The 26,539-nt window shown below is 51.5% G+C and carries 19 protein-coding genes; 14 read left to right on the forward strand and 5 right to left on the reverse strand.

Annotated elements, in window-relative coordinates:
* The first annotated feature begins 113 nt into the window (after nucleotides 1-113).
* The 7 genes from gpt (at nucleotide 114) to FCL45_RS04970 (ending at nucleotide 8,734) form a co-directional block, all read left to right on the forward strand.
* A complete protein-coding gene (gene gpt, locus FCL45_RS04945) occupies nucleotides 114-602 on the forward strand; it encodes a xanthine phosphoribosyltransferase (RefSeq protein ID WP_136797128.1) in 489 nt (162 codons plus the stop codon).
* A gap of 2 nt (nucleotides 603-604) precedes the next feature.
* Nucleotides 605-2,098, forward strand: a complete 1,494-nt coding sequence (locus FCL45_RS04950; protein WP_136797126.1) for an ABC transporter ATP-binding protein — start codon at nucleotides 605-607, stop codon at nucleotides 2,096-2,098.
* Between the two features lie 393 nt (nucleotides 2,099-2,491).
* Nucleotides 2,492-2,725: a CBS domain-containing protein gene (locus FCL45_RS04955; RefSeq protein ID WP_136797125.1), complete on the forward strand. Its 234-nt coding sequence runs from the start codon at nucleotides 2,492-2,494 to the stop codon at nucleotides 2,723-2,725.
* A gap of 87 nt (nucleotides 2,726-2,812) precedes the next feature.
* Complete coding sequence (locus FCL45_RS25215) at nucleotides 2,813-2,950, forward strand: CBS domain-containing protein (protein WP_419176428.1); 138 nt, start codon at nucleotides 2,813-2,815, stop codon at nucleotides 2,948-2,950.
* 973 nt (nucleotides 2,951-3,923) lie between these two features.
* Nucleotides 3,924-5,258: an L-lactate MFS transporter gene (locus tag FCL45_RS04960; RefSeq protein ID WP_136797123.1), complete on the forward strand. Its 1,335-nt coding sequence runs from the start codon at nucleotides 3,924-3,926 to the stop codon at nucleotides 5,256-5,258.
* Between the two features lie 111 nt (nucleotides 5,259-5,369).
* Nucleotides 5,370-7,406, forward strand: coding sequence for an acetate--CoA ligase (acs, locus tag FCL45_RS04965; protein WP_136797121.1), 2,037 nt, complete (start codon nucleotides 5,370-5,372; stop codon nucleotides 7,404-7,406).
* Between the two features lie 764 nt (nucleotides 7,407-8,170).
* Entirely contained in the window at nucleotides 8,171-8,734 is a 564-nt protein-coding gene (locus FCL45_RS04970) for an acyloxyacyl hydrolase (RefSeq protein ID WP_136797120.1), read from the forward strand.
* Between the two features lie 202 nt (nucleotides 8,735-8,936).
* Here FCL45_RS04970 and FCL45_RS04975 read toward each other — a convergent pair whose 3' ends face one another.
* From FCL45_RS04975 to FCL45_RS04985, 3 genes are all read right to left on the reverse strand, one after another.
* The gene (locus FCL45_RS04975; RefSeq protein WP_136797118.1) at nucleotides 8,937-10,241 is read right to left on the reverse strand and encodes a (Fe-S)-binding protein; all 1,305 of its coding nucleotides are present in this window, start codon (nucleotides 10,239-10,241) and stop codon (nucleotides 8,937-8,939) included.
* A gap of 17 nt (nucleotides 10,242-10,258) precedes the next feature.
* On the reverse strand, nucleotides 10,259-11,650 hold the full coding sequence (locus FCL45_RS04980) for an FAD-binding oxidoreductase (RefSeq protein WP_136797116.1): 1,392 nt from the start codon (nucleotides 11,648-11,650) through the stop codon (nucleotides 10,259-10,261).
* A gap of 502 nt (nucleotides 11,651-12,152) precedes the next feature.
* Nucleotides 12,153-12,992: a hypothetical protein gene (locus FCL45_RS04985; protein WP_136797115.1), complete on the reverse strand. Its 840-nt coding sequence runs from the start codon at nucleotides 12,990-12,992 to the stop codon at nucleotides 12,153-12,155.
* A 328-nt stretch (nucleotides 12,993-13,320) separates the two neighbouring features.
* Between FCL45_RS04985 and FCL45_RS04990 the strand changes: the two genes are divergently transcribed.
* The 4 genes from FCL45_RS04990 to FCL45_RS05005 are packed head-to-tail and all read left to right on the forward strand — an operon-like array spanning nucleotide 13,321 to nucleotide 18,161.
* On the forward strand, nucleotides 13,321-14,511 hold the full coding sequence (locus FCL45_RS04990; RefSeq protein WP_167495750.1) for an ATP-binding protein: 1,191 nt from the start codon (nucleotides 13,321-13,323) through the stop codon (nucleotides 14,509-14,511).
* Between the two features lie 37 nt (nucleotides 14,512-14,548).
* The gene (gene phrB / locus FCL45_RS04995; protein ID WP_136797111.1) at nucleotides 14,549-15,925 is read left to right on the forward strand and encodes a deoxyribodipyrimidine photo-lyase; all 1,377 of its coding nucleotides are present in this window, start codon (nucleotides 14,549-14,551) and stop codon (nucleotides 15,923-15,925) included.
* A 59-nt stretch (nucleotides 15,926-15,984) separates the two neighbouring features.
* Nucleotides 15,985-16,407 carry a 4Fe-4S binding protein gene (locus FCL45_RS05000; RefSeq protein ID WP_136797110.1) on the forward strand — a complete coding sequence of 141 codons (423 nt, stop codon included), beginning with the start codon at nucleotides 15,985-15,987 and terminating at the stop codon, nucleotides 16,405-16,407.
* Nucleotides 16,404-18,161, forward strand: coding sequence for an aldehyde ferredoxin oxidoreductase N-terminal domain-containing protein (locus FCL45_RS05005; protein WP_136797108.1), 1,758 nt, complete (start codon nucleotides 16,404-16,406; stop codon nucleotides 18,159-18,161). The genes FCL45_RS05000 and FCL45_RS05005 overlap by 4 nt, the downstream gene beginning before the upstream one ends.
* 112 nt (nucleotides 18,162-18,273) lie before the next feature.
* Here FCL45_RS05005 and FCL45_RS05010 read toward each other — a convergent pair whose 3' ends face one another.
* The gene (locus FCL45_RS05010; protein WP_136797226.1) at nucleotides 18,274-19,251 is read right to left on the reverse strand and encodes a malate dehydrogenase; all 978 of its coding nucleotides are present in this window, start codon (nucleotides 19,249-19,251) and stop codon (nucleotides 18,274-18,276) included.
* Nucleotides 19,252-19,480: 229 nt separating this feature from the next.
* Nucleotides 19,481-23,092: a hydantoinase B/oxoprolinase family protein gene (locus tag FCL45_RS05015; RefSeq protein WP_136797107.1), complete on the reverse strand. Its 3,612-nt coding sequence runs from the start codon at nucleotides 23,090-23,092 to the stop codon at nucleotides 19,481-19,483.
* Between the two features lie 243 nt (nucleotides 23,093-23,335).
* Between FCL45_RS05015 and FCL45_RS05020 the strand changes: the two genes are divergently transcribed.
* The 3 genes from FCL45_RS05020 (at nucleotide 23,336) to FCL45_RS05030 (ending at nucleotide 26,485) form a co-directional block, all read left to right on the forward strand.
* Nucleotides 23,336-24,319 carry a TRAP transporter substrate-binding protein gene (locus FCL45_RS05020; RefSeq protein WP_420811230.1) on the forward strand — a complete coding sequence of 328 codons (984 nt, stop codon included), beginning with the start codon at nucleotides 23,336-23,338 and terminating at the stop codon, nucleotides 24,317-24,319.
* A gap of 231 nt (nucleotides 24,320-24,550) precedes the next feature.
* Complete coding sequence (locus FCL45_RS05025) at nucleotides 24,551-25,099, forward strand: TRAP transporter small permease (protein ID WP_136797105.1); 549 nt, start codon at nucleotides 24,551-24,553, stop codon at nucleotides 25,097-25,099.
* 78 nt (nucleotides 25,100-25,177) lie between these two features.
* Complete coding sequence (locus FCL45_RS05030) at nucleotides 25,178-26,485, forward strand: TRAP transporter large permease (RefSeq protein ID WP_136797104.1); 1,308 nt, start codon at nucleotides 25,178-25,180, stop codon at nucleotides 26,483-26,485.
* Nucleotides 26,486-26,539: the final 54 nt, after the last annotated feature.

The following is a 26,539-nucleotide window of genomic DNA, read 5'->3' on the forward strand; positions in this document are numbered from 1 at the left end:
TGCGATACATGCTCAATTGTATTTGTGTTGTCTAATAAAGGACAAAGGAATAACCAATAAGCTGTCTGCCGGGGTTCTGGCGGAACCCGGCGGCAATGAACAACGAGGGAAAAATGGCATCGAATGATCAGTATAAGAAAACATATCCGATTAGTTGGGAGCAATTGCATCGTGATTCCAAGGCATTGGCCTGGCGGCTTCTCGATCGTGATTATTTCAAGGGCATCATAGCAATTACCCGTGGCGGTATGGTTCCTGCGGCGATTATTGCCCGTGAACTTGACATTCATCTGGTGGATACCATTTGCATCTCAAGCTATGACTGGAAAGACAAAAAGGGTGATGCAGAGATGCTCAAGCGTTTTGAAGGAGATGGTGAGGGCTGGCTGCTGGTGGATGACCTCGTCGATACCGGACGTACCGCCAAGGTTGTAAGGGAAATGGTACCCAAGGCTCATTTTGCCACGATCTACGCCAAGCCTGCCGGTCGCCCGCTGGTGGACACCTATGTTACCGAAGTGAGCCAGGATACCTGGATTCTCTTTCCCTGGGATACCGAATCTCAATTTTCAACACCCCTCGTTGGCAGGGAGCGAGAGTAATAATGGCGCAGTCAGCTTTGCCGCATATACGCCTTGAGAACATCTCCAAATCTTTCGGAGATGTCCAGGCAAACAAAGATGTGAATCTTGAGATCGTTCCGGGCAAAGTATTGGCCCTGCTCGGTGAGAACGGGGCAGGCAAATCTACCCTGATGTCCATTCTGGCCGGTCAGCTGCAACCCACCTCAGGTACCATTTATCTGGACGATGAAGCAGTGGCTTTTTCCTCGACAGAAAAGGCCATTGAGGCGGGCATCGGTATGGTCTATCAGCACTTTAAGCTGGTGGAGGCCATGACGGTTGCGGAAAATATTTTCCTGGGACAGCGTTCAGGGTTCTGGATGCGCTCCCGCACCATGCGTAAGGAAGTGCAGAAGCTGGCTGATCTGTACGGCATGAAGATTGACCCTGCGGCTCTGGTATGTGATCTCTCAATGGGGGAAAAGCAGCAGGTGGAGATATTGAAACTGCTGCACAGGAAATCGAATATCCTCATCTTTGACGAGCCCACTGCGGTGCTTACACCTTCGGAAGCTGAGACTCTTTTTACAACCATGCGGGTTATGGTGCAGGAGGGCAAAGCCATTGTCTTTATCAGCCATAAGTTGGAAGAGGTTATGGCTGTTGCCGATTATATCGCCATATTGCGGAGGGGAGAAATAGTCGACCGTGTAGCGACCCTGGATGTCTCTTCGACTGTGGAACTGGCCGAGAGAATGGTTGGTCGTGAGGTTCTGCTTGAGGTGAATCGTGAGCCAATGGCACCCCGGCAGATCGTACTCAAGGTTGAAAACCTTGCAGAGGACCGCCTGAAGTCGGTGAGTCTCGAGCTTCGTAAGGGCGAAATTCTCGGTATCGTGGGCGTCGCCGGGAACGGTCAGAAACCGCTGGTTGAGGCAATCTGTGGTCTGCGCAGGCCGAAACAGGGCTCTGTGCGGATTCTTGGTAAAGATTGGGCTGAATTTTTCAGCTCAAGAAGCTGGGATCATGCGCTCAGCTATATTCCTGAAGATCGTCAGGGGTTGGCGACCTGCCAGGGGCTTGATCTGCTCGACAATTTTTTGCTCACCACACGTGGCGGCTTTGTAAAAGGTCCATGGCTGCAAAAGGAGAAAGCGCGAGAGAAGGCTGAGCACCTGATGAAGGAATTTGATATTCGCCCTCCGAATCTGGAATCTCTTGCCTGGCAGCTTTCCGGTGGCAATCTGCAGAAGATGGTTCTGGCCCGTGAATTTTACCGCAAACCGCGACTGATTGTTGCCGAACAACCGACCCAGGGGCTAGATATTGCTGCCGCAGAAGATGTCTGGAATCTCCTGCTGAAGGCCCGTGAACAGGCAGGTATTATGCTGGTGACGGGAGATCTGCCCGAGGCCCTGGCCCTTTCGGATCGTATTGCCGTGATGTACAACGGCGCAATTGTTGACTGCTTTTCTCGTGAAGATGAAGAGAAGGTAGCAGTAATTCCTCAAATGATGGCTGGCCTGAGTATATGAAAGTATAGCCCGGATTTCTTATGGACACTGTGGCAATGGATTTCGATTTTACCATTCCGCCATGTTCATAAGAAAGAAGAGCCCGCTCATTTATTTCCAACCGCCTGCCCCAGGCTTGTTAACTAGATCATTCCCTGACAAGATTAAAGAATCGAGACTATATCCCGGCTTGATCTAAGAGATACGGGCTAGCCACAGTTTGGCTGAAAATCTGGTTTTAATCATATGTCACCATCAGATTGTGCTGCCGGGGGAGCATATGTTTTACGTCTATGATGTTGATGGGTTGCGTAATGAGGGGTCAACGGAGTCCCTGATGAGGAAGAAAAAATTCAGGGCCAGGGTAAGCCTCGTCAGGCTCAGCATGTCCGGTCTGAAAAGTACGGAGACTCTTTGCCAAACGAAATCCCTGGGGTCAGCCATGAGGTTGCCAGTTACCAGAAACTTGCTCAACCCGAAAATGTGTTGGAACCGGTTCTCCGCATCAGTCAGATCATGACCCGTCCGGTTTTCACTATAGATGCAGGCTTTCCTGTCGATAGCGCATGGCAAAAACTCGCGGAATACTCTGTTTGGCAGCTGGTGGTGACCTCGCCGCTCAATGAGGTTCAGGGTGTTCGTTTCTGAAAGGGGATGTCTTGAGAACGCTCGATATCCGTATAACCAGGACAAGTCACGCAGATCAGGGGGTGTAGCATCATATTATACAGCAGGGTGGCCCGTGTCCTTGCCCTGCATCATATAGACTCCATGCCTGTTACCTGTAAAGCAGGATATCTTGTCGGAATTGTGACCAGAGGTGATATTCTCAGAAGTTCTGCCGAAAACCCACGTCTCGATCTCTGGGGTTAATGCTCTAATCCGGTACGTTGCTTATTAATCCGCACCGCTGACTCATCCCTCCTCACGATTTGATTCATGCAGCCGAGCTCTAGGGGTAATCAGATTATTTTATTGCAAATTTTTTATGAGCATCACCAGGGGCTTAAAACAGCTATGCCAGACTCCGGGTTTGTGCCGTAACGTATCGACATAACAAATAGAAACCAGGTTTCTATTTGTTATGTATTTGTATTAATGTGATTTATTATCATTATCACCAAGGAAAAAAACCAGAATAGTTGATTTTATCCTTGAGTTACTGTGAAGTGTTTGATAAATAAAATTGATAGATGACAAAAGTTGTTTAACGGGCTATTGTCATCGACCGATCTTAAATGCCTGGGCAGTGCATAGAGATCGGGTACCGGCAAGATAACAGCAAGGTAGTAAAAAGTAGCTGTATAATAAGATGATTGCCGGAATACAGGGGCCGGGTTTTATAACTCGAACGGTTCAAGTTCTCTTTTCATTTAGTACCATAATGTGCTTTATCGGGCGTGATATTCTTCGAAAATCTGCTGTTATGAGTTTTCAGTAGGACTGAAAATACGGTTAGAGGGATGATCGACAATCACAAATCGATTCTTATTAGAAACCAGGTTTCAAATAAGAATCGATAAGCCCGGTCAGTATGGTAATCATAGACGTTTCGTATTGTTGCAAGATGTACTACTGACACAAGGTTTGGCTTGTCTGAATAGGGTGTTCATCGCTTACATGGGCGAAAAGGGGCCGGTTGATACCGCTGTTCAGATATAAATCAATTAAATGTGCGGCCAAGATAGGGTCGCCAGAAAATTCGGAGGTGAAAACGTTCAGGTAGCAAACGGATGTATCGAATGGAGAAGGTCGACGAAGCTCCTGGTGAATCATTTTTAATCACTATCCTGGTCGGCTAAGAATGGTGGCTACTCAACCATAAAATACAATCAAGGAGAGGCAAATGATGCAACAGGATCAAAAAGTACCAATCCAAGCGTGGATCACGACATTTGCCGGAACATCGATCAATCTATGTCTCGGTATCCTCTACGCATGGAGTATTTGGAAATCTGCATTGGTGAATGTGGATCTGGCAGGCCAGCAGTTCCCGGCCGACAGCATGAACGCGGGGTGGACATATCTTACGAATGCCCAGGCGGCTACCCCCTTCACCATGTGTGTAATCATTTTTGCTATTTTCATGATTCCCGGCGGCAAAATCCAAGATAGGATCAGCCCTAAATTTGGTGCCACACTGGGTGGCCTTTTGCTGGCTGTCGGCTGTATCATCGCCGGACTGATGAAGTCTTATACCGGTCTTCTTATTGGTTTTGGACTCTTCGGCGGAATGGGCATGGGTATCGGTTACGCAGCACCGACCCCGGCTGCCCTGAAATGGTTTGGCCCGAAAAAACGTGGCCTTATCGCAGGACTTGTTGTCGGTGGTTACGGTGGAGCCGCTCTCTATATCGGCTACCTTGGCCAGTACCTCATCGATAAATATGGTGTTACCGGCAGTTTCATAGGTTTGGGAACCTTCTTTGCGGTAGTCGTCATCATCGCCGGTCAGCTTCTGAAAACTCCTGAGGAAGGCTACGTGCCTCCGGGAGTCGACACAACAGCGCTCAAGGATCAGACCGCTGCCCAGAGAAATGCCCTGGCAAACTGGACTACCGGTGAAATGGCCAAAACATGGCAGTGTTATGCACTGATTTTCATGTTCATCCTTACCACTCAATCCGGTCTTCTTATCATCAGTAGTGCCAAAGGTATACTTTCCTCAACTGCCAAGGACATCCCATTCTTTCTGGCGAATGCCTGGCTTCTCGTTTCATTCGGCGGCTTTGTTAATGCATCAGGGCGTGTCGGTACCGGTTACTATTCCGATAAGATCGGCAGGACCAATGCCTATGCTCTGAACTGCTCGATTTCGGCACTCTGCCTTTTCTCGCTGCCGATGGTTATCGCCAGTAAAAATGTGGCGCTGCTCTTTTTGGTAGTCGGTATTGCTTACTGGCAGTATGGCGGCGGTCTGGCGTTGATGCCATCGTTTACCGCAGACTTTTTTGGCCCGAAAAACCTTGGCGCAAACTACGGAATCGTTTTCCTGGGCTGGGGTTGTGGTGTTTTTGTTGCTCGCCTTGGTGGCTGGATTCAGGATGTTACCGGTAGTCTGAACTACGCCTTCTATCTCTCCGGGGCCTTGCTGGTACTTGGTGTGATTCTGGCAGTCTCCGTAAGAAAGCCTGACTACGCGAAATTCAAGGGTGAGGATGTGGAGCGGGTGCAGGTCTAGTACAGACACACTTTGAGCAAAAAGCTGAATTAAAGATTTAGGAAATCGTAGGGGACGGGAGAAAACCGTCCTGGGCATTAACTTTTCAATATTCACTAAAGGAGTGATTGAATGAGCGAGGAAAAACAAATTGTTGAAACTTCTGAGGCGCAAATCGCTGTTCACTGGAAAGAGGAAGAGTATATCAATCCATCAGAGGAATTTATCGCCCAGGCTAATCTGACCGATAAATCTATTTTCGAGCGTTTTTCACTCGATAACTTTCCTGACTATTACACCGAGTTTGCAGACATGCTGACCTGGTACAAAAAATGGGATGAGGTTCTCGACACCAGCGATGCTCCAAGCTTTAAATGGTTTAAAGGCGGCAAACTGAATGCAAGTTACAACTGTATCGATCGCCATCTCGCCAAAAACAAGAACAAGACCGCAATTCACTTCGTCGCAGAGCCGGAAGATGAGCGTGTAAGTCACATCACCTATCAGGAGCTCTACACCCGCGTCAACGAATTCGCAGCACTATTGCGCGATACAGCTAAACTGAAGCGCGGTGATCGTGTAACCATTCATATGCCTATGTCGGCAGAGCTGCCGATCACCATGCTGGCCTGTGCCCGCCTTGGCGTTATTCACTCGGTGGTGTTTGGTGGTTTCTCCGCCAGCGCCTGTGCCGATCGTGTTATCGATTCCAACAGCCGGGTACTTATCACCATGGATGCCTATTACCGCGCTGGTAATCTGCTGGATCATAAAGCGGTGGATGATGAGGCATGCAAGCTGGCTGCAGACGGCGGTCAGAAAGTTGATACTCTGTTGGTATGGCAGCGCTATCCTGGCAAGATGTCGAGCGAAACTCCTATTGTTGAGGGCCGTGACATAATCGTCAATCAGGAGCTGAAAAAGTATTACGGCGCTATCGTCGAGCCGGAAGAAATGCTCTCTGAGGAGCCCCTGTTCCTGATGTACACCTCCGGAACCACCGGCAAGCCCAAAGGCTGTCAGCATGGTACCGGCGGCTACTTGAGTTATGTAACCGCAATGTCCAAGTACATCCAGGATATTCATCCTGAAGATGTTTACTGGTGTATGGCGGATATTGGCTGGATCACTGGACATTCCTTCATCGTTTACGGGCCGCTGGCACTCTGTGCTTCTTCCGTAATTTATGAGGGTGTACCGACCTATCCGGACGCTGGTCGTTCATGGCGTATCGCCCAGGAGCTGGATGTCAATATCTTCCACACTGCTCCGACGGCAATCCGCGCTCTGAGAAAAGTCGGGCCGGATGAGCCAGCCAAGTACAATTATAAGTTCAAGCATATGACCACCGTTGGTGAGCCCATCGAGCCTGAGGTATGGCGCTGGTATTACAACGTTGTCGGTCGTGGTGAGGCAGCAATTGTCGATACCTACTGGCAGACAGAGACCGGTGGTTTCCTCTGCTCAACAGTTCCGGGAATGCAGCCGATGAAGGCTGGTAGCGCCGGTCCTGGTGTTCCGGGTATTCACCCAATCGTCTTTGACGAGTCTGGTGATGTACTTGAGCCTGGCTGCGGTAAGGCTGGTAACATCTGCATCCAGAACCCATGGCCGGGCATGATGCAGACCGTCTGGGGCGATCGTGAGCGCTTTATCGAGAGCTACTTCGGCATGTACAACAAAGACCGCAACTCCAAGGATTGGCGCGACTGGCCATATATGACCGGTGATGCCGCGGTGCTGGCGGGTGACGGTTATGTACGTGTTCTCGGCAGGATCGATGACGTTATCAACGTCTCCGGTCACCGTCTTGGTACCAAGGAGATCGAGTCTGCAGCACTGACCGTGCCTGAGGTTGCCGAGGCTGCGGTTGTACCTGTGGCCCATGAGATCAAAGGCAAGGAGCCGGAGCTGTATGTATCTCTCAAACCAGGTTATGATGCAACTCCGGAACTGCAGCAGAAGGTCGCAGATGCCATCACCTTCCAGATTGGTAAGATTGCCAAATGTAAGAACGTCTGGATCGTACCCGATATGCCGAAGACACGTTCCGGTAAGCTGATGCGACGTGTCCTTGGCGCCATCTCCAATAAAGGCGATGTCGGCAACGTCATGACACTGGCCAACCCGGAGATCGTGGAAGAGATCCGCAAGATGGTTCAGGGCTGATTGAACCGGTAATTGTAACTAAACCTAGGAAGCACGGTTCCTGCTCGGACTGTGCTTCTGTAAAAAAACATTGGACGTTGGATGTTGGACGTGGAAGTAAATGGGTCGGCTTCGGTATGTGGTGCGGTCACGTTAGCCGAGGTGGCTCAATACAAGTCTTACATTCAAAAACAATAGCCAGAGGTGAAATTGCATTGTTCATAGTCGAGGCCTCCAAGGTGAAGCCGCAGTAATTTTGCCGCGATGCCTGGATAATCGATTATAACCTCGAGTAAAAAAGAACAGAGGTGAATCTGAAAAGGTCATAGTCGAGGCGTAGAGAGTGAAGGCGTAGTTGTTCTACGTCGAACTCTCTACAACGAAGAGAATGACCTTTTCAGAACACCAAATTGCAGGCACGGGCATGTGAGCAGACAGCGCCTGTGTGGGTGAGGGAGGCCGGTTTTACTGGCTTCCCTCATTTTTTTTGGCGAAAAGCAACATCACGCAACTAGCTTATCTGAATCCTATTTACGAAATAAGTGGAATGGCTGCATCGTTGATTTGGATGGGAATTTGTGTTTAATCCTTTATCGCAACGGCCAGAGGTGTTGAAAATACAATGCCTTTGCGCGGTGGTTGAATCATGTGTAAATTTCTTTATCGTTTAATCAGATAGTAAGTCAGTGCCTTACCAGAGTTTGCAAAAAGACGATTACGTGCGATAGGCTATTTAGGAGGATTTCCCTGAAATAGCTTTAATCACAATCGATCTGGAGGCTTTGGTGAAAGAACGTCTGCTTATCGTTTTAACCGTATTGGTGATTTTCTCTTCTATTTTCGGTGAAGGAATTGCAAGTGAGGGGAAAGGTGATTCTACTATCGTTTCAGAGATACGGTTTGGTCTGCTGAGTCATGATGTAGGTGTCTTTGCCCAAAGTTTTGAGAATGGAGTAGACATAAATTTTGATATCTTCTTCAAATCGCCAGACAAGTCATTCTTCCGTAAATTCAGTTCTCCCAGACCAATGATGGGGACTTGTATCCACTCAGATGGGCAGACCAGCCAGGTTTATGGGGGCCTTGCCTGGGACTTCAGGACAACGGATAATATTCTGCTTACTTTTGGGCTTGGTGGCGCAGTTCATTCTGGTGAATTGGATAGCGACGATCCGGGTGAACAACGTCTGGGCTCAAGAGTCCTGTTCAGGCTGGCAATGAATGTTGGCTATTATTTCAGCGAAAGATGGAATGCTTCATTTTACTGGAACCATATTTCCAATGCGAGTCTGGCTACCCCGAATTACGGCTTGGATAGTATGGGGCTGCAGATTGGTTATGTCTTCTGATTACATCGCTTATTACCCTGGCAAATATTTGAAGTAGCCTGTGCGGGCAGCATATCAGTTTGTGTTTGCAATCACATAGCTCTTCAGTTGACATGTATAACAAAAAAAAGCCCGGACCCCATCATAAGATGGCGTCCGGGCTTTGGGTACAGCAGAGGTTGTACAGGCCTCAGGTTGTTACACCATGAACTATCTTTCAGGCTTAGATAGTCTTGGCGGCGCGCAGTGAATCTGCGAGAATCTCAACCACGAAGCGGACGTTCTCGTCGCTTTCGTGCTGGGAGAGATTATCGGAGATGTGCATTACGCAGGTCGGGCAGCCGGTGGCGACCATATCGACCTTGGCATCCTGAATATCCTTGATCTTGTGGTTGTTGATCTTGATCGAGGTGTCGTAGTGAGTGATGCAGTAACTACCCGCAGAGCCACAGCAGGTGTCGGCATTCTTCATCTCGGTGAACTCTACACCCGGGATCATTTTCAGCAGATTTCTCGGCTGATCTTTAATGCCCTGGCCGCGAACCATGTGACATGGATCGTGGTAGGTCACTTTGTATGGCAGACGTCCCAGTTCTTCCTGCTTGAACTCGATGTTCTTTTCGATGAACTCGTTGATGTCAAATACCTTACCGGTAAACTCACGCAGCTCGGGGCTGTCGTCGACGAATACCTTGATCTCTTTCTTCAGCGACATGCCGCAAGAGGAACAGGCAACAACGATGGCGTCAAACTTCTCTTTATGGAACAGTTCGAAGTTGTGCTCCATAAGCCGCCTGGCGCCCTCGTAATCACCATTGGCGAGAACCGGGGTGCCGTTACATTTCTGGGCTTTGGGGATGACAACCTCGTAGCCGTAGCCGGTGAGAATATCCACAACGGACTTGGCGACGTTAGTGTAAATCAGGTTGCCGGCACAGCCGGTGAAGTAACCGATGCGGCCCTTCTTGGCGCCTCTCTTCGGTGGATTCACCTCGGGCAACTGGCGCTGGGCGCTCTTGATTGCCAACTGCGGGAAGTTTCTACGTTTGGAGAAACCGAGCAGTGGATAGAGGTGACGAACCGGGTTCTTCGGGCCTATGCCAAAGAGCATCTTCTGGGCGATACCGCCAAGAGCGCAACCGATGGTGATCGGCCATTTTCTCCAGAGCAGCTGACGGAAAATAAGCGCCTTGAAGAAGTGGAGACCTTTCTGGGTGGTGATATACCACCTGAGGCGCAGCACAACGTGCTCGGGGCTTACACCAGCCGGGCAGTTGGCAGAGCAGGTCTTGCAGTTCAAACATTCATTGATGGCCTGTTCAACCCTCTTGGTGATCTGAATATCACCGGAGACGATTTTCTCGGCCAGTTTGTTTTTGCCCCTCGCCACGAAAAGCTCATTGCCGAATTCCTTGAAGACAGGGCATACACTGCGGCATTTACCACATTGCATACACTTCTGGAATTCTTTGGCAGCTTCGAGGAGATGGTCTTCCGCGAGTTGTTTTTGTGAAATATGTGCGTTCATCAGTAGGTCACCCCTGCTTAAGCTGCTTCACCCGGCATATCGAACATCTTGCCTGGGTTGAGAAGGTTTTTCGGATCGAACATGCGCTTGAGATCCTGGAGCATCTTGATGCCGGCTGCGCCGATCTGGGCCTCAAGGTATGGTTTCTTCTCAAGGCCGATGCCGTGCTCACCGGAGATGGTGCCGTCAAGATCGATTGCCAGCTGGAACAACTCATCTACAGCCTTGTGGCAGCGGGCCATCTCTTCCTTATCGCTCTGGTCGATCAAAAAAGTCGGGTGCAGGTTGCCGTCTCCGGCGTGGCCGAAGATACCTACCTGGATGTCATATCTCTGGGCGATTTCAATGATGCCGCGAACCATGGCAGGCAGATCGCTGCGCTTTACGGTGGCATCTTCGAGAATCAGGTTTGGTTTAACAGAAGCAAGTGCGTTCAGGGCAACACGGCGTCCGGCGAAAAGCTTGTCGCGATCTTCGCTGGTCTTGGCGCGGGCAAACTCCCGGGCGTTATTCTTGCCAACCTGCTCTTCTACAGTGGCAATCTCGGCCTTGGCAGAGTTCTCCTCACCATCGGTCTCGATCAAGAGTACCGCCTGGGCGTCGCGTGGCAGGCCGCAATCCTTGAAATTCTGAATGGCGTTGATGGTGGCGTTATCCATGAATTCCATGGTGGAAGGGGTAACACCGGCGGCAATAATGTCAGATACGGTCTGGGCAGCGTCATCAAGGGTGTCGAAGATCGCCAGGGCAGACTCACGGTGCTGCGGGATAGGCAGCAGGGCAAGAGTTACCTCGGTGATCACACCAAGCAGACCCTCGCTACCAACAAACATCAGCTCGGAGTTGAAACCGGCAACGTGCTTTACGCATTTAGAGCCGAGGGTGACGATATCGCCCTGTGGCATCACCACCTTGAGCATCTTGACATAATCTTTGGTTACACCGTATTTCAGGCCGCGCAGTCCGCCTGCGTTTTCGGCAACGTTACCGCCGATGGTGGAAAACGCTACAGAGCCTGGATCCGGTGGGTAGAAAAGGTTTGCTTCACCGATGATAGGATCGATATCAGCAGTGGTAAAACCAGCTTCGACAGTAATGAGTCTGTTGGCAGGGTCGAACTCGATGAGGTTCTTCATCCTGTCCATGGAAAGAACGATACCCTGCTTGAGCGGAATTGAACCGCCGGAAAGACCGCTTCCCTGACCGCGAGGAGTCACTGGAATCTCTTCGCGATATGCCAGCTTCATAAGTTGACTGACCTGCTCGGTGGTAGTCGGAAAGACAACCGCTTCAGGCTCTATTTCTACAGGCGCAGCGTCATAGCTGTAGGCAATCATGTCCTCACGCTCGGTGAGAACGTTTTCCTGGCCAAAAATTGAGACCAACTCGTCGATAATGCTCTTCTTCATGGTTGTCATAACTCCATTCGATGAAATAGTCAGGGATACGGTGGGTAACTCACTAACTGCCGTTTTAATTAATTATATGAGGGGAAGTTTCTGAAGCAGAGATGACAGGTATGTATCATCCGTTTTGGAAACCTGATTTCAGGATGTGGTACGCGGTTTCCGTAGAAAGCCCCTCAAAAGGTCAGACCAATACTAGGAGATACCAATAGCGATGTCAAGAATAATTGAGTTGAGAGGAATTCCTGATAGGTTGCAATTGCCAGTGCTATTAGGTGATCGGAGTTTCGGGGGGATACGGGTTTGACAGGGATGTCCGAAAAAACGGATTGGTATTACCAATGACCCGAGGGCGGTTTTGCCATAGATAAGGGCCTAAAATTGCACATACTGTAAAAATTGGCAAAATATCACGAATAAACACCAACAAGATAGTGGAGCGGATAGCGAAGGGAAGAAATTGGAGTTTCCCTGGAAATAATCTGGTTTCTAATTGGAAGTCAGATTATTTCCAATTGTGCATTTCTGAGATAATCTGTTCGACACCTTTTTTCTTCTTCTTGAATATCCGGCCTATTTCATCAGCGGTGGAAGGGAGCGATTTGTTGGCGTCGTAGATGTCCATCAGCTCGTTGTAGTATTTGTAAAAGAATAGAAAAAGGTCCTGGTAACAGTCTTCGGGAAAAGAGCTGGCGCTCACCTTCACCAGCTTGCCATCTCTGCCGGCTACCAGCTTGGTGGTCTGGAACGGCTCAATGGTCTCCTGAAAGATACGAGTGAGGTGTTCAACGTCCGTTGCCGACTGGATCAGCTCAAATTCGTCCTGGAAGCGGGCAACAGTTGAACAGACAAAACGGGTTATCTTGTTCTGGTCAACAACCTTTTCAGCCTTTGATAGTGCGCTCTCGAATAATCCCTTGCTGCTGGTGCTTTCAATTTTTGCTTTTCTCTCAGCATCGGCGACGCGCTGGCGAATAATTTGTTCGAGATGGGCTTCGCGCTCCTCCAGTCTGGTGACGCGAGACTCCACTTCCTTAAAAAGACCGCTGAGCGCTTTTTTGCAGATTGCCTCGTCAAAATATCGGTCGAGCTCGTGAGCGATTAAGGCAATCTCCTTGATTTCCTCCGCCTGCGACAGGCCCAGTTCTTTTGAAAGTATTCCATCGAGATGATCTGTTGCGTCAGATATTCGTTCTCTGCTCTTCTGGATATTTTGCACAGACTGGTTGGCTGCGGCGTGAACCATGGAGGTCAGGTTGGCCATGGCCTTACGGACTTCATCATTTTCAGATTGCAGGTAAACGTTAATCGCTTCCGCGCCGGTCAATGAGGTGACACTGCTCATTCACTGTCTCCAAGCTGGGCTGTATAAATGGGGAAAATCTCCAGGTCAAAACCTGAAGGAGCCATTATTGACTCAGAGCCGCCAGGGATCAACGTGGAGTTTGCATCGTACTGTATATAATTGAGGATATACCTAATACCGCAAATTTTTTCAGTAGTTTCCTTGAATGGCACCCTATTTCTACGTTAGTCTGATAATAGACGGCTTCGGTCAATATTAAGGATCTCTTTCGATTTTGAATGCTTTGTACTGATTGTTCAAAAGCCGTTATACGGCAGCCAGCCAGCTGTGCAGCTAAACCACGCGATTGAAGGAGATGTCTTGTGATATGCCAGTGTACAGCGTAAATGGAAAATCAGCCTCCGAGCGGGGGAATAACGTTTGCCCAAGGCAGGAATTGCAGCGGGTCAATGTGCTGTTTATTGGTGGCGGCCGCGGCTGTTATGAAATCCTGAGACTGCTCGATTCATATACCCCGGTACGCATTCAGCCCAACGTGGTGGCGGTGATAGATTTGAACCTCAATGCCATGGGGAGTAAATATGCCCGCCAGCTTGGAATCGATACAGTTACCACCTGGGAGAAGTACGTAAGGGATGAGCGGATTGATCTGATCATTGAGCTTACCGGTGATGAAAGAGTGCTGGCGAAGATAGTTGCAGAGAAACTGCCGGCAGTGAAGGTGCTTGATCATCTTTCCGCACTGTTTCTCTGGGAGATTATTGATATCCAGGAGCAGAAGCTGCAACTGGAAGCAAAAGTATCTTCTCTCGATACAATGGCGGCGCTCGGAGAGATCGCCTTTCGCCTTACCCATGAACTGCGAAATCCGCTACTCATTGTCGGGGGGCTGGTCCGCAGGATGATGACCAGGCCGGATTTGCCCCATGGCGTACGTAAACGGTTCAAGCATCTCGCCAATCACGTACTGCACATGGATACGGTGCTCTCTGATATTTGTGATGTGGTCCGGCCCATGAGCCCCCATTATGTACTCACCGATATGAATGACTTTTTTGAAAAATGGTGTACCACCGTCAGGACTGAAGCACGGTACATCGGAGCGAATCTTGAAGCGTCAATAGAAGATGATTTACCGTGTATGTACATCGATCCAATTCTCATCAGGCAGGCGCTCTGGCATATTCTGGAAAACAGTCTCGACGCCATTGGTGAAAAGGGTGGTGGCATCTATGTTACTGTGCAGATATGCTGGGATGAGATCGATATTCAGTTGTCAGATTCAGCCGAAGAATTTTGTGCGCTTTCTCCGCTGAAGGCGGTTCAACCCTTCACCACCACCAAGTCAGGCCGGATGGGGCTGGGGCTTTCGTTGTGCCGGCAGATCATTCTGGATCACGGAGGCGATTTGAAACTGGTGCAGAGAGCTGATGGGGGGTGTATTGTACTGGTACAATTACCTATACGTTTCAGGGAACCCAAAACTGTTGGCACTTCGGAATCGGATGGGGTGGTTGTTGATAATGGTGGAGCGGTTGAGGAGCCTGTGGAGTGCTAGTGGGCAGGAGGTGATATGAAAGAACAGGTGACCAGGGATGGTAGAACGTTTTCGGGTTGATCAGCGCAGGGTTAAGCGGGTTCGTAAGGGGCACCGGGGTGAAGGCCCTGTACTCTACTGGATGAACAGGGACCAGCGGGTTGAGGACAACTGGGCACTCCTGCAGAGTCAGGATCTGGCCTTGAGCGTAGGTCGTCCCCTGTTGGTGGTATTCTGCCTGCCGGACAGGTATCTGAGCGCCAGCGCGAGGAACTTCTGGTTTACCATAGTCGGGCTTGAGGAGATAGTGGCCCAGCTGGCACGACTCAATATCGACATGCGTATTCTCTATGGTTCTTCGGTGAAGGCCATCGCGAATTGTGCGAACAGTCTCGATGCCTATGCGGTGGTTACAGATTTTAATCCGCTTAAAATACGCAAACGCTGGTTGTTTGAGATGGGAACCCAGGTGCGTGTGCCGGTGTATGAGGTAGATGCGCATAATATCATTCCCTGTTGGTACGCTTCTGACAAACAGGAATATGCTGCCTACACTTTCAGGCCGAAAGTAGCCAGGCTACTGCCTATTTTTCTTAACGACTTCCCTGAAGTGAAAAAACATCCATACCGGGTTGAAAACCTGGATAAAGCTCTGGCCCCGCCAGACTGGCCTGAATTATATGCGCGATATCCGGATACGGACTCCAGAGAGAGTTATCCGCGGCCGGGATCTGTACAGGCGAAAGAGGCGTTGAAGGAGTTTATAGCAAAACGTCTCAATGGTTATGACCGAAAGAGGAACGACCCCCTTGCCGAGTGGACTTCACGACTGTCCCCGTACCTTCACTTTGGTCAAGTCTCTCCACAACGGGTGGCCCTGGCTGTTCAGGCTGCGGCCGGGATACCGGATGAGGACAAGGACGCCTTTCTGGAAGAACTCATTGTTCGCAGGGAGTTGAGCGACAATTTTTGCTATTATTGCGATGACTACGACAGTGTTGACGGGTTTCCCGCCTGGGCCATCAGGACACTGGACGAGCATCGTCATGATCAGCGGAAGTATGTGTACACGGAAGAGGAGTTTATCTTCGGAAAAACCCATGAACCGCTTTGGAACAGCTGCCAGAATGCGCTACGGGAGACAGGCAGATTGCATGGTTATCTGCGGATGTATTGGGCGAAAAAAATTCTCGAGTGGAGCGCTATCCCGGAAGAGGCCTTACGAATCGGCAACCTGCTGAACGACACCTTCGCCTTCGACGGCAGGGACCCGAACGGCTATACCGGGGTGAGCTGGGCAATCGGTGGGGTACATGACCGGGCCTGGAAAGAGCGCCCGGTTTTCGGTAAAATTCGATATATGAATGAGGCGGGTTGTCGTCGAAAATTTGCGGTGGATGACTATATCGCCAAATATGGTGGTGAAGAACAATAGCAGAGATTGGTTTACGCTTACGTCCCTACAGAACAATCCTCAATACAGATGAGTTGCCTATGAAACTGTTAACCACACCGAGACTCGATCAGTGTATTGGATGTCATTCCTGCTCATTGGCCTGTGCACGGCTGGTACATCGTCGGCTTTCATGGTCAACTGCGGGAATACGAATAAAGTCCTCAGGCGGTCTTTCAACCGGTTTCCTGGCAATCCGCTGTCTTGCCTGTGACCCGGCGCCTTGTGTCGAAGTCTGCCCAACAGGCGCCTTCAGTCAGCGAAAAGGCGGTGGGGTGGTGGTCAGGAAGAAGCTCTGCATCCGATGCGGAAAATGTGTACCGGCCTGCCCGGTGAATGCCATTTATGAAAACGACCTGGGGGAGGTGTTTGTCTGCATCCACTGCGGGAAATGTGTGGAGTTTTGCCCCCAGAGCTGTCTGGAGATGCGTGAAGCCAGTGAGATCGAGGAGGTGCTGCTATGATGCGCGAACAATTCAGGGTGCTCGTCTACGATCTTTCGTCAGGCAGTGGTCAGTTTGTGGAGCTGGATGGACGTGACCAGGTGGCGGGTGGCAGCGGCCTGGCGGCGCTGCTCTATATGAAATATGGTCATCCGGATAAACCGTGGCATCATGAGGAACAGCCGCTGATCTTCGCCATCGGGCCTCTGACCGGTTTGTTCCCGTTGATGTCAAAGACAGTCTGCTCCTTTCGTTCCTCCTATCACAACGAGTATACCGAAAGTCATGGTGGTGGCCGCATGGCGCTGGCCCTGCAGTTCTGCAATCTGGATGGACTGGTGATCGTCGGCAAGGCGAAGCGGCTGTCATGTCTCACCGTGGGCGCAAGGGAGCTGGAGCTGAAAGATGTGGAGTTCATGCGGGGGATGAATGCTGAAAATACCGGCAAATTGCTGCGGCGCATGCATGGCAGGTCTTCGGGACATCGCTCCATACTCCGTATCGGTCCGTCCGGGGAGATTGGTTCCGGCATGGCCTGTATCAACGTCGAGACCTATCGGCACTTCGGTCGCATGGGTGGCGGGGCTTCAATGGGGGCTAAGAACCTCAAGGGTATTATCGTCAGCGGAGAAGGTGAGCTGGAGCTGACAGCGGGTAAGGAGTACCGGAAAGTTTTTCAAGAGGTGTACTCCAAGGTAACCTCAACCGATATGTTGCGAAAATACCATAATCTGGGAACTGCGGCCAATCTGCAGACGTTGAATGATATCGAGGCATTGCCGTGGCACAACCTCCAGCGAACAAGCCACTCCGAAATCGACAAGGTGACGGGCGCAAAATTCGCAGATGACACTCTGCTGCGTAACGGTGCCTGTGCCGGCTGCCCGGTAGGCTGTATCCACATAGGGTATATCCGGCAAAAAGCCAAGGTGGACAACCGCTATCATTATCATCAGGTCGCCTATGATTATGAGCCGATCTTTGCGGCAGGCACCATGCTCGGAGTTACCGATACCTTTGGGGTGCTGCGGATTCTCGATGAGATTGAGAAGGTGAGTCTCGATGCCATGTCGGCAGGGGTGGCCCTGGCCTGGGCGACTGAGGCTACAGAACGTGGCCTGGTGAGCGAGAAGGAGACCCTGGTTCCCCTGGCTTTTGGAGATGTGTCGGGATATCAGCAGGCGGCTATGCATCTTGGTCGCGGCACCAATGAATTTTACCGCCTGCTCGGCCAGGGGACATTGAAGGCGGGAAAAGAATATGGTGGTGAGGCGTTTGGCTGTGTACTTGGTCAGGAGATGGCGGGCTATGCCACCGGTGAGCTCTATTTTGCCGCCCAGACCCTGGGGTTTCGCCATTCACACCTCGACACCGGTGCCTATAGCTACGAGCAGAAAAGCACGGATAAAGATCTGCAGAAGTCGGTGGATTTCCTGATGAACGATGAGCCGGGCAGGGCTTTCCTTACTTCAATGGTCTCCTGCCTCTTTGCCAGATCAATCTATACTGATGAACAGTTGCAGGAGTGTCTGGCCAGTGTTGGCTACGGCGCACTGGCCGGGACAATAGCTGAAACGTCCGAGTATATTCGAGGGCTTCGCTGGAAGGTGCGTAGTGACACCGGTTTTAAGCCTGAGAACTTCTCGGTACCGAAGCGGTTCTACTCTGTTACCACCTGGAAGGGGCCTGTGGATGGGGCGTATCTGGATCAGGTGAAGGCTGAATACGGCAGGCGGATTGTGGAGCTGGTTGATGGGTTTGTTGTGAAGGAGTGAAAAGCTGGGGTTGGACGTTGGACGTTGGATGTGGGACGAAGCGGCAGAAGCAAAAAAGGCGCGGCCCGTGCGGGCTGCGCCTTTTTTCTGCCTGCAAAGAAGAACGGAGATCCTAGAGCATTTCTTTGATTGCTTCGCGCTCAGATACCAGTTCGTCCTCGGTTTTCTTCATCATCTCGCGGCTGAAGTCGCTGACCTCAAGGCCGGTAACTTCTTTCCACTCGCCATTTTCCGTGACGATGGGACGGGAGTAGACGATGTCCTCATCAATACCGTAACTGTTGCCTTTAGAGTAAACACCCATGCTTACCCAACTGCCGTTGGAGCCGAGGGCCCAGTCGCGCATATGATCGACGGCTGCAGAAGCTGCAGAAGCTGCACTGGAAGCGCCGCGAGCCTTGATGATCGCCGCACCACGCTGCTGAACGGTAGGGATGAAATTTTCTACATACCAGTCGTTGTCGACCTGCTCTTTAACTGCCTTACCTTTTGCGGTGGCGTAGCTGATGTCGGGATACTGGGTCGCGGAGTGGTTACCCCAGACAACCATCTGCTCGATGTCGGTGGTGGCACAGTCGAGTTTGTCGCCGATCTGGGAGAGTGAGCGGTTGTGATCGAGGCGCATCATGGCGGTGATGTTCTTCGGATCCAGATCAGGTGCGTTTTTCAGGGTGATAAGAGCGTTGGTGTTGGCCGGGTTGCCGACTACCAGCACTTTGACGTTGCGGCTGGCGTTATCGTTCAACGCCTTGCCCTGTACTGAGAAGATCTGGGCATTGGCCATCAGTAGATCGCCGCGCTCCATTCCAGGTCCACGAGGACGCGCGCCAACCAGGACTGCGTAGTCGGTGTCCTTGAAGGCAACGTTTGGATCGTCAGTTGCGACGACGCCTGCAACCAGTGGGAAAGCACAGTCTTTCAGCTCCATGACCACACCCTGGAGGGCATCCATTGCGGGTGGGATTTCAAGAAGCTGGAGAATTACAGGCTGATCTTTACCAAGCATGTCGCCTGCTGCGATACGAAAAATGATGGAATAACTGATCTGGCCTGCTGCACCGGTAATTGCTACGCGTACAGGTGTTTTCATCATTACCTCCGTGGGATGGAAAGTGTTACGTGAAAAATTCACATAATAGCGCCTGAGCGGCAAGGCGGGTTCTGGTTCATTACGCCGGTTGTCGCACTCGTTATAGCGGTCAGGCGGTAACCAAGTTTACAGTAATGCGCCAGCACGATAACACAATGTCCTATAAGAATCCAGAATGAACCGGGATTCATTCAGGAAAAATATGAATGGCGTTACTAAGGATAATTGATCAGGAGGCTCCGAAGCCCCCGCCTCCCGGAGTTTTTATGACGAATACATCACCTGGCGCCATGCCTGTCTCAGCATTGCCGTCAAGTTCTTCGGTGGAACCATTTTTACGGATAACGCTGTTACACCCAGTGGCTCCATCACACCCTCCGGCCAATCCGTAAGGATGTTCCCGTCGGTGCGAAGAGAGAATGGTAGCAGTCATCTGCTCAAGAAAACGAATTTTCCGGACCACGCCATCGCCGCCACAATACCTGCCAGTGCCACCTGAATTTCTGCGGATTGAAAACTCGTCAATACGTACCGGAAAGCGCCACTCGACCACTTCGGGGTCTGTCATGCGGGTGTTGGTCATATGACTGTGTACCGCACTGGTGCCGTGGTGATCGGGCCCTGCGCCGGTGCCGCCGCAAATTGTTTCATAATTCTGCACTTTCTCATTGCCATAGACAAAGTTGTTCATGGTGCCCTGGGAAGAAGCGAGAACACCCAGTGCGCCGAAAAGAGCATCGGTGATCGCCTGGCTCACCTCGGTGTTGCCGGAGATGACGGCCGCAGGGTAGCTCGGGCTGATCATGGTGCCGTCCGGGATTATGATCTTCAGCGGTTTCAGACACCCTTCATTTAAAGGGATATTATCTTCAACCAGAGTTCTGAACACATAGAGTACAGCGGCTTTGCACACCGCGGTCGGGGCGTTGTAGTTGCCTGCAGACTGCGGTGATGTGCCGGTGAAATCGATTGTGGCCTCCCGGTTGGCGCGATTCACTGTAACCTTCACTTCTATTCTGGCCCCGTCATCCATGGGGTAGCTGAATGCCCCGTCTTGTAATACGTCGAGCACTCTGCGGACGGACTCCTCGGCATTATCCTGTACATGGCGCATGTAGGCCTGCACCACTTCAAGAGAAAAGGTGTCAACCATTCGGCGCAGCTCCCTTTCTCCTGTGGCGTTGGCGGCGATCTGGGCAGCCAGGTCCGCCATATTCTGTTCAATGTTTCGACAGGGATAGCGACCTGAAGAAAGCAGTTTTCTGGTCTCTTCGTCTTGCAATTTCCCTGACCGTACCAGGAGAAAGTTGTCGATAAGCACGCCTTCTTCTTCAATATGCTGAGAATCCGGAGGGGAGGAGCCGGGGGTCCGGCCACCGATATCCGCGTGGTGTCCCCTGGAGCCCACATAAAAGAGCACTTTGTCGCCAGTGTCATTGAAAACGGGGGTTATCACGGTGACGTCGGGAAGGTGGGTGCCGCCATTGTATGGGGCGTTCAGCATGTAGACGTCGCCTGTTTGCATGGTGTCGCTGTTTTCCCTGATGACCGTCTTGACGGACTCGCCCATTGAACCGAGGTGCACGGGGACATGCGGGGCATTGGCCACCAGGTTGCCGTCTGCGTCGAATAGGGCGCAGGAGAAGTCAAGCCGCTCCTTGATGTTGACGGAGTAGGAAGTGTTGGCCAGGGTCGCTCCCATCTGCTCAGCGATGGACATAAAGAGGTTGTTAAATACCTCAAGCATTACCGGATCAACGGTGGTGCCGATTGCCTCGACTTTCCTGCGTGCTATATACCGCTTGAGAATAAGGTGCTGACGGGTGTTGAGCGTGGCCTGCCAGCCTTCTTCTATCACCACAGTGCCGGTTGATTCTGCAATAATGGCAGGGCCATTGATCACATGCCCGGGGAGCATCCGGTCCCGCTCGTAAAGTGGGGTCCGGTGAGCTTTGCCGTCACTGAAGATTTTCACCTCGTCTGTTGCCACAAGGTCTTCCGTGGCTTTACTGGTTGTTTCAGGGTCGAGGGTCGGCTCATTGATGCCAATTGCTTCAACGGAAATGGCCTCAATCACCAGTCCGCGGTTTTCGGCAATGAAACCGAAACGCTTTTTATGGGCGCGTTCAAAGGCGTCCTGCATCTGCTTGATGGTGCCGCAATCCACGAGCAGGGCAGTGTCTGTGCCTTCATAGCGAAGGTGGGTTTTCAGTACAATGGAGATGTTGGCCGCATCGACACCCTGGCTGATGACTTCTGTGCGCGCCTCTTCGATCAGCGGTCTGGCCGCTTCTCTGGCTATGGATTCAGCATTGGCGTCAAATGGCTGCTCCACCTGTTTTTCCCGCATGGATCTGATGTCGGCCAGTCCCATGCCATAGGCGGAAAGTACCCCTGCATATGGATGGAGAAATACCTGTTGCATTCCCAGGGCATCGGCCACCAGACAGGCGTGCTGGCCACCGGCTCCGCCAAAACAGTTGAGGGTGTAGTGGGTTATGTCATAGCCTCGCTGAACCGAGATTTTCTTGATGGCATTGGCCATGTTTTCGACAGCAATGCGCAGGAACCCCTCTGCAACCTGCTCCGGTGTGTGGAGGGCCGCCCCGGTGGCCGCGGCGATTGATTCCGCCAGGCGGCTGAAACCTTCGACGACTGTCTCCCGGTCCAGGGGCTGGTCGGCTGTAAGGCCGAAGACTTTGGGGAAGTGTGCGGGCTGAATCTTGCCAAGCATGACGTTGCAGTCGGTCACTGTCAATGGGCCACCACGCCGATAACAGGCCGGGCCGGGATTGGCCCCTGCGGATTCCGGCCCAACCCGATATCTTGAGCCGTCGAAATGGAGTATTGAACCACCGCCGGCGGCAACGGTATGGATGTGCATCATCGGCGCACGCATTCGAATGCCGGCCACTATAGTTTCGAAGCTGCGCTCGTATTCGCCGTCGTAGTGGGCCACATCGGTGGAGGTGCCACCCATATCGAAGCCGATGAGACGGGTCAGCCCGCTCATGGCGGCGGTACGTGTCATTCCCACCACGCCACCGGCAGGGCCGGAGAGAATGGCGTCTTTACCCTGGAAATAATTGGCGTCGGTAAGGCCTCCGTTTGACTGCATGAACATCAGGCGGGGGCCATTTTCGTCGTTTATGTTAAGCTGGTTTGCCACCTGGTTGACATATCGGCGCAGAATGGGCGAAAGGTACGCGTCCACGACTGTGGTGTCGCCTCGGGAGACCAGCTTGATCAACGGGCTGACTTCATGGCTGACAGAGATCTGCTCAAAGCCGATCTTGCGGGCTATTTTCGAAAGGAGCTGTTCATGCTCCGGGTAGCGATAGCCGTGCATGAGGACAATTGCGACAGAGCGGATTCCTTCATCATACGCTGCCTGAAAGTCCTGTCTGGCCTGTTGCTGGTCCAGTTCGATCAGGCACAGACCGTCTGCCCCGATGCGCTCGATAATCTCAACACTTTTTTCATAGAGCATTTCCGGCAAGACGATGTGGCGTGCGAAGAGGTCCGGCCTGCTCTGGTAGCCGATGCGAAGAGCGTCGCCAAAGCCCTGGGTAATAGCCAGCAGGGTGCGCTCACCTTTACGTTCCAGAAGAGCATTGGTGGCAACTGTGGTGCCCATTTTGACATGTTCAATCGATTTGGACGGCAGCGGGGCGTCTGTGGGTATCTGCATGAGATCCCGTATGCCCTGAATTGCTGCATCTTTATAGTTCTCCGGATTTTCGGAGAGCAGTTTGTGGCTTACCAGGGTGCCGTCCGGACGTTTCGCAACGATGTCGGTGAAGGTGCCACCTCGATCGATCCAGATTTGCCATTGTGGCATGGTTCCGCTCCTATTTGGGTTTGATCTAAAAATTTAATATATCGACTAATATGGTTAATTCGATTACAAATTCGTTATATAAATATATTTTTTATCGACAAAATGTCAACGTTATGGAATGATGTCAATATCGTATTGAAAAGTCAATGTAAATCTTGCAATATTGTAACTCCTGCGGATTCCTCGCAGGGGCCACCACTCCGTTCGGGGTGAAAATCAATTCAGGAGGAGAGAACGATGAAGATGCGTAAGACACTGATGTCCGCCCTGTCTGGAATGGCGGTAGCCGTGGGCATGACCGGACTGGTTGCGACTGCCCAGGCAACAACCTGGGATATGCCGACGCCATATCCGGATAAGACCTTCCATACCCAGAATATTTTGCAGTTTTCCAAGGATGTGGAGGCGGCAACGGGTGGGGAGCTGAAAATCAAAATTCATTCTGCAGGGTCGCTCTTTAAACATCCGGAGATCAAGAACGCTGTACGTGGCGGACAGGTACCCATCGGCGAATTTTTTCTTTCCCTGCTCTCCAACGAGCATGCGGTATTCGGGGCAGATTCCCAGCCTTTTCTGGCGACAAACTATGATGAGGCGGCAAAACTCTGGAACAGCCAGCGCCCTGAAGTTGCCAAGCTGTTGGACAAACAGGGCCTGATGCCGCTCTTTTCTGTACCCTGGCCACCACAGGGGCTGTACACCAATAAAGAGATCAAGACTGTAGATGACCTCAAGGGTATTAAGTTCAGAGCATATAACGCGATGCTTGAGAGTTTCGCCAATAAAGTTGGTGCGGCACCGACCCAGGTCGAAGTACCTGATATCCCACAGGCATTTGCCACGGGCCGGGTTGAGGCGATGATCACTTCACCATCAACTGGTGCCAACTCCAAGGCCTGGGATTTTATTTCCCATTTCACCGATATTCAGGCCTGGGTACCGAAGAATATTGTCGTGGTCAGTAAAAAAGCTTTCCGCAAGCTCGATAAACCTACCCAGGAGGCTGTCCTGGCAGCAGCGGCAGAAGCAGAGTTGCGCGGTCTTGCCATGAGCAAGAAGGAGACCGAAGAGAAAATAAAGATCCTGAAGGATAACGGGGTCATCATCGTTGCTCCGAGCCCGGAACTGATGGCTGGTCTGAAAGAGGTCGGCAAAGAAATGCTGGTTGACTGGAAGCAGGACGCCGGTGCAGAGGGTGAGGCTGTGCTGAGCCATTATCAGCAGTAACAATTAGGTAAAGTAGAAGAAGTTTTTTGAAAACCCGGCTGCATCCCTGTTTTATAAAATGTTGCCGGGTTAATTTGTATTTTTTATCAGTGCAGAGTTTATCGCATGGGTTGTTCCCCATGGCTGTCCGTATCGGGCACATTTGGCGAGCATTTCAACTATAAAACGAAAACGTTGGATTGACCGGCGAGGTAAATGCTCTGACTAAGATTTTCCAGTGAGGTAAGGGAGATGGTACGTAACTGGTTGAACCGGCTTTACACGACAAGCGGCTGGCTGGCGGCCTTCTTTGTCGCCGCGATATGTCTATTGGTCGTGGCACAGGTGATGCTCAATCTCATCGATCGTATCTGTACAGTGATGACTGGCTCAGCCATTGGTCTCACTATTCCCTCCTATGCCGACTTCACCGGTTTTTTTCTGGCTGCGGCTTCGTTTCTGGCGCTGGCCCATACCCTGCGTGAGGGGGATCATATCAGGGTAACGCTGCTGATAAGTAACCTGCCGGGAAAAATCAGGCGAATCGCTGAGTTCTGGTGTCTTGGCGTTGCTGCCGGCATCTCGATGTATTTCAGTTACTACATGGCACTTCTTACCTGGGAATCCTGGAGTTACAACGATCTTTCAGCTGGCCTCGTCGCGGTTCCAATCTGGATTCCCCAGTGTGGGATGCTGATTGGTTTGCTGGTGCTGACCATCGCGGTTATCGATGAGTTTATCGAAGTGCTCATGGGGAGGGCACCAAGCTATTCGAAGAAAAAAGGGCCGAAGAAGGGTTAAGAAGTTTCAGAGCATGGGGAGAGTACCCATGTCGACTCGAAAACCTGTTTGCAAAAGGAAGGGAGCTGAGAGGTCGTTATGTCGGAATTATCGATGATTGTGTTGTTGCTGCTGGTACTTTTTGCGCTTCTGGGCAGCGGCATCTGGGTTGCTTTCTCACTGCTTGCGGTCGGTATGACCGGCATGGCAATATTCACGGAGGCACCCGTCGGTGAGGTGCTGGCCACAACGGTCTGGGGTGCGTCGAACAGCTGGGCACTGGCCGCATTACCGCTTTTTATCTGGATGGGTGAGATTCTTTTTCGTTCCAGATTGTCAGAGGATATGTTCAGTGGCCTGTCCCCCTGGTTGTCAAAACTTCCGGGCAGATTGCTTCATGTCAATATTCTCGGCTGTGGAATCTTTGCAGCAGTCTCCGGGTCATCCGCCGCTACTGCCGCCACCATCGGCAAGATGTCTATCCCGGAGCTTTCAAGGCGCGGCTATCCCGAGAAGATGATTATCGGCACCCTGGCAGGTTCAGCAACCCTTGGCCTGTTGATCCCACCATCCATTATCCTGATTGTGTACGGGGTCGCGACGGAACAGTCCATCGCCCGACTTTTTATTGCAGGGCTCCTGCCCGGTTTGATGCTGGTGGCACTTTTTATCGGTTATGTGGCTACCTGGTCGCTGCTCAACCGTCAGTCCATCCCGGTCGGAGAGTGTGAAGCAGACCTGCCGTTGGCAGAGAAGTTCAGACGGTCGAAAGGCTTGATCCCTGTGGTGCTGCTGATTGGCGGGGTCATCGGCTCCATCTACTCCGGCATTGCCTCGCCAACTGATGCTGCTGCGGTCGGGGTGGTGCTGGCGCTGGTTCTCTCGTGGCATTCGGGAACCTTGAGTAAACAGACGTTTTTTGATGGCTTGCTCGGTGCCACCAGAACTTCATGCATGATCGCTTTTATTCTGGCGGGTGCTGCCTTTCTTACAGTTGCCATGGGTTTTACGGGTATACCGAAAATGCTGGCAAGCTGGATCGGTACCATGGGCCTGTCGCCCTATGCCCTGCTGGGAGCGCTGACCATCTTTTTCATCGTCCTTGGTTGTTTTCTGGATGGCATCTCGGTGGTGGTGTTAACAACATCGGTGATTATGCCCATGGTGGAGCAGGCTGGAATTGATCCGCTCTGGTTCGGCATCTTTGTGGTGATCGTGGTGGAAATGTCCCAGATTACCCCGCCCGTCGGTTTCAACCTGTTCGTGATTCAGGGGCAGACCGGGATGAATATCTTACGGGTTGCGGTTGCAGCCTTACCGTTTTTCCTGCTGCTTCTGCTGGCGTTGGGCATAATTGTGGTTGTCCCGGAGATTGTTACGATTCTACCTGATATGATGGGGCGCTGATTGTTCCAGCACCTGTTTCATGATGTCTCTGGAAACAGGTGCTTAGTGGCTTGA

The sequence above is a fragment of the Desulfosediminicola ganghwensis genome (assembly GCF_005116675.2).
Taxonomy (GTDB): domain Bacteria; phylum Desulfobacterota; class Desulfobulbia; order Desulfobulbales; family Desulfocapsaceae; genus Desulfopila; species Desulfopila ganghwensis.

Excerpts from the sequence above, each read along its gene's own strand:
- gpt (WP_136797128.1), top strand. The coding sequence starts at position 114 with ATGGCATCGAATGATCAGTATAAGAAAACATATCCGATTAGTTGGGAG.
- FCL45_RS04950 (WP_136797126.1), top strand. The coding sequence starts at position 605 with ATGGCGCAGTCAGCTTTGCCGCATATACGCCTTGAGAACATCTCCAAA.
- FCL45_RS04960 (WP_136797123.1), top strand. The coding sequence starts at position 3,924 with ATGATGCAACAGGATCAAAAAGTACCAATCCAAGCGTGGATCACGACA.
- acs (WP_136797121.1), top strand. The coding sequence starts at position 5,370 with ATGAGCGAGGAAAAACAAATTGTTGAAACTTCTGAGGCGCAAATCGCT.
- FCL45_RS04975 (WP_136797118.1), bottom strand. The coding sequence starts at position 10,241 with ATGAACGCACATATTTCACAAAAACAACTCGCGGAAGACCATCTCCTC.
- FCL45_RS04980 (WP_136797116.1), bottom strand. The coding sequence starts at position 11,650 with ATGAAGAAGAGCATTATCGACGAGTTGGTCTCAATTTTTGGCCAGGAA.
- FCL45_RS04985 (WP_136797115.1), bottom strand. The coding sequence starts at position 12,992 with ATGAGCAGTGTCACCTCATTGACCGGCGCGGAAGCGATTAACGTTTAC.
- FCL45_RS04990 (WP_167495750.1), top strand. The coding sequence starts at position 13,321 with ATGCCAGTGTACAGCGTAAATGGAAAATCAGCCTCCGAGCGGGGGAAT.
- phrB (WP_136797111.1), top strand. The coding sequence starts at position 14,549 with ATGGTAGAACGTTTTCGGGTTGATCAGCGCAGGGTTAAGCGGGTTCGT.
- FCL45_RS05000 (WP_136797110.1), top strand. The coding sequence starts at position 15,985 with ATGAAACTGTTAACCACACCGAGACTCGATCAGTGTATTGGATGTCAT.
- FCL45_RS05005 (WP_136797108.1), top strand. The coding sequence starts at position 16,404 with ATGATGCGCGAACAATTCAGGGTGCTCGTCTACGATCTTTCGTCAGGC.
- FCL45_RS05010 (WP_136797226.1), bottom strand. The coding sequence starts at position 19,251 with ATGAAAACACCTGTACGCGTAGCAATTACCGGTGCAGCAGGCCAGATC.
- FCL45_RS05015 (WP_136797107.1), bottom strand. The coding sequence starts at position 23,092 with ATGCCACAATGGCAAATCTGGATCGATCGAGGTGGCACCTTCACCGAC.
- FCL45_RS05020 (WP_420811230.1), top strand. The coding sequence starts at position 23,336 with ATGCGTAAGACACTGATGTCCGCCCTGTCTGGAATGGCGGTAGCCGTG.
- FCL45_RS05025 (WP_136797105.1), top strand. The coding sequence starts at position 24,551 with ATGGTACGTAACTGGTTGAACCGGCTTTACACGACAAGCGGCTGGCTG.
- FCL45_RS05030 (WP_136797104.1), top strand. The coding sequence starts at position 25,178 with ATGTCGGAATTATCGATGATTGTGTTGTTGCTGCTGGTACTTTTTGCG.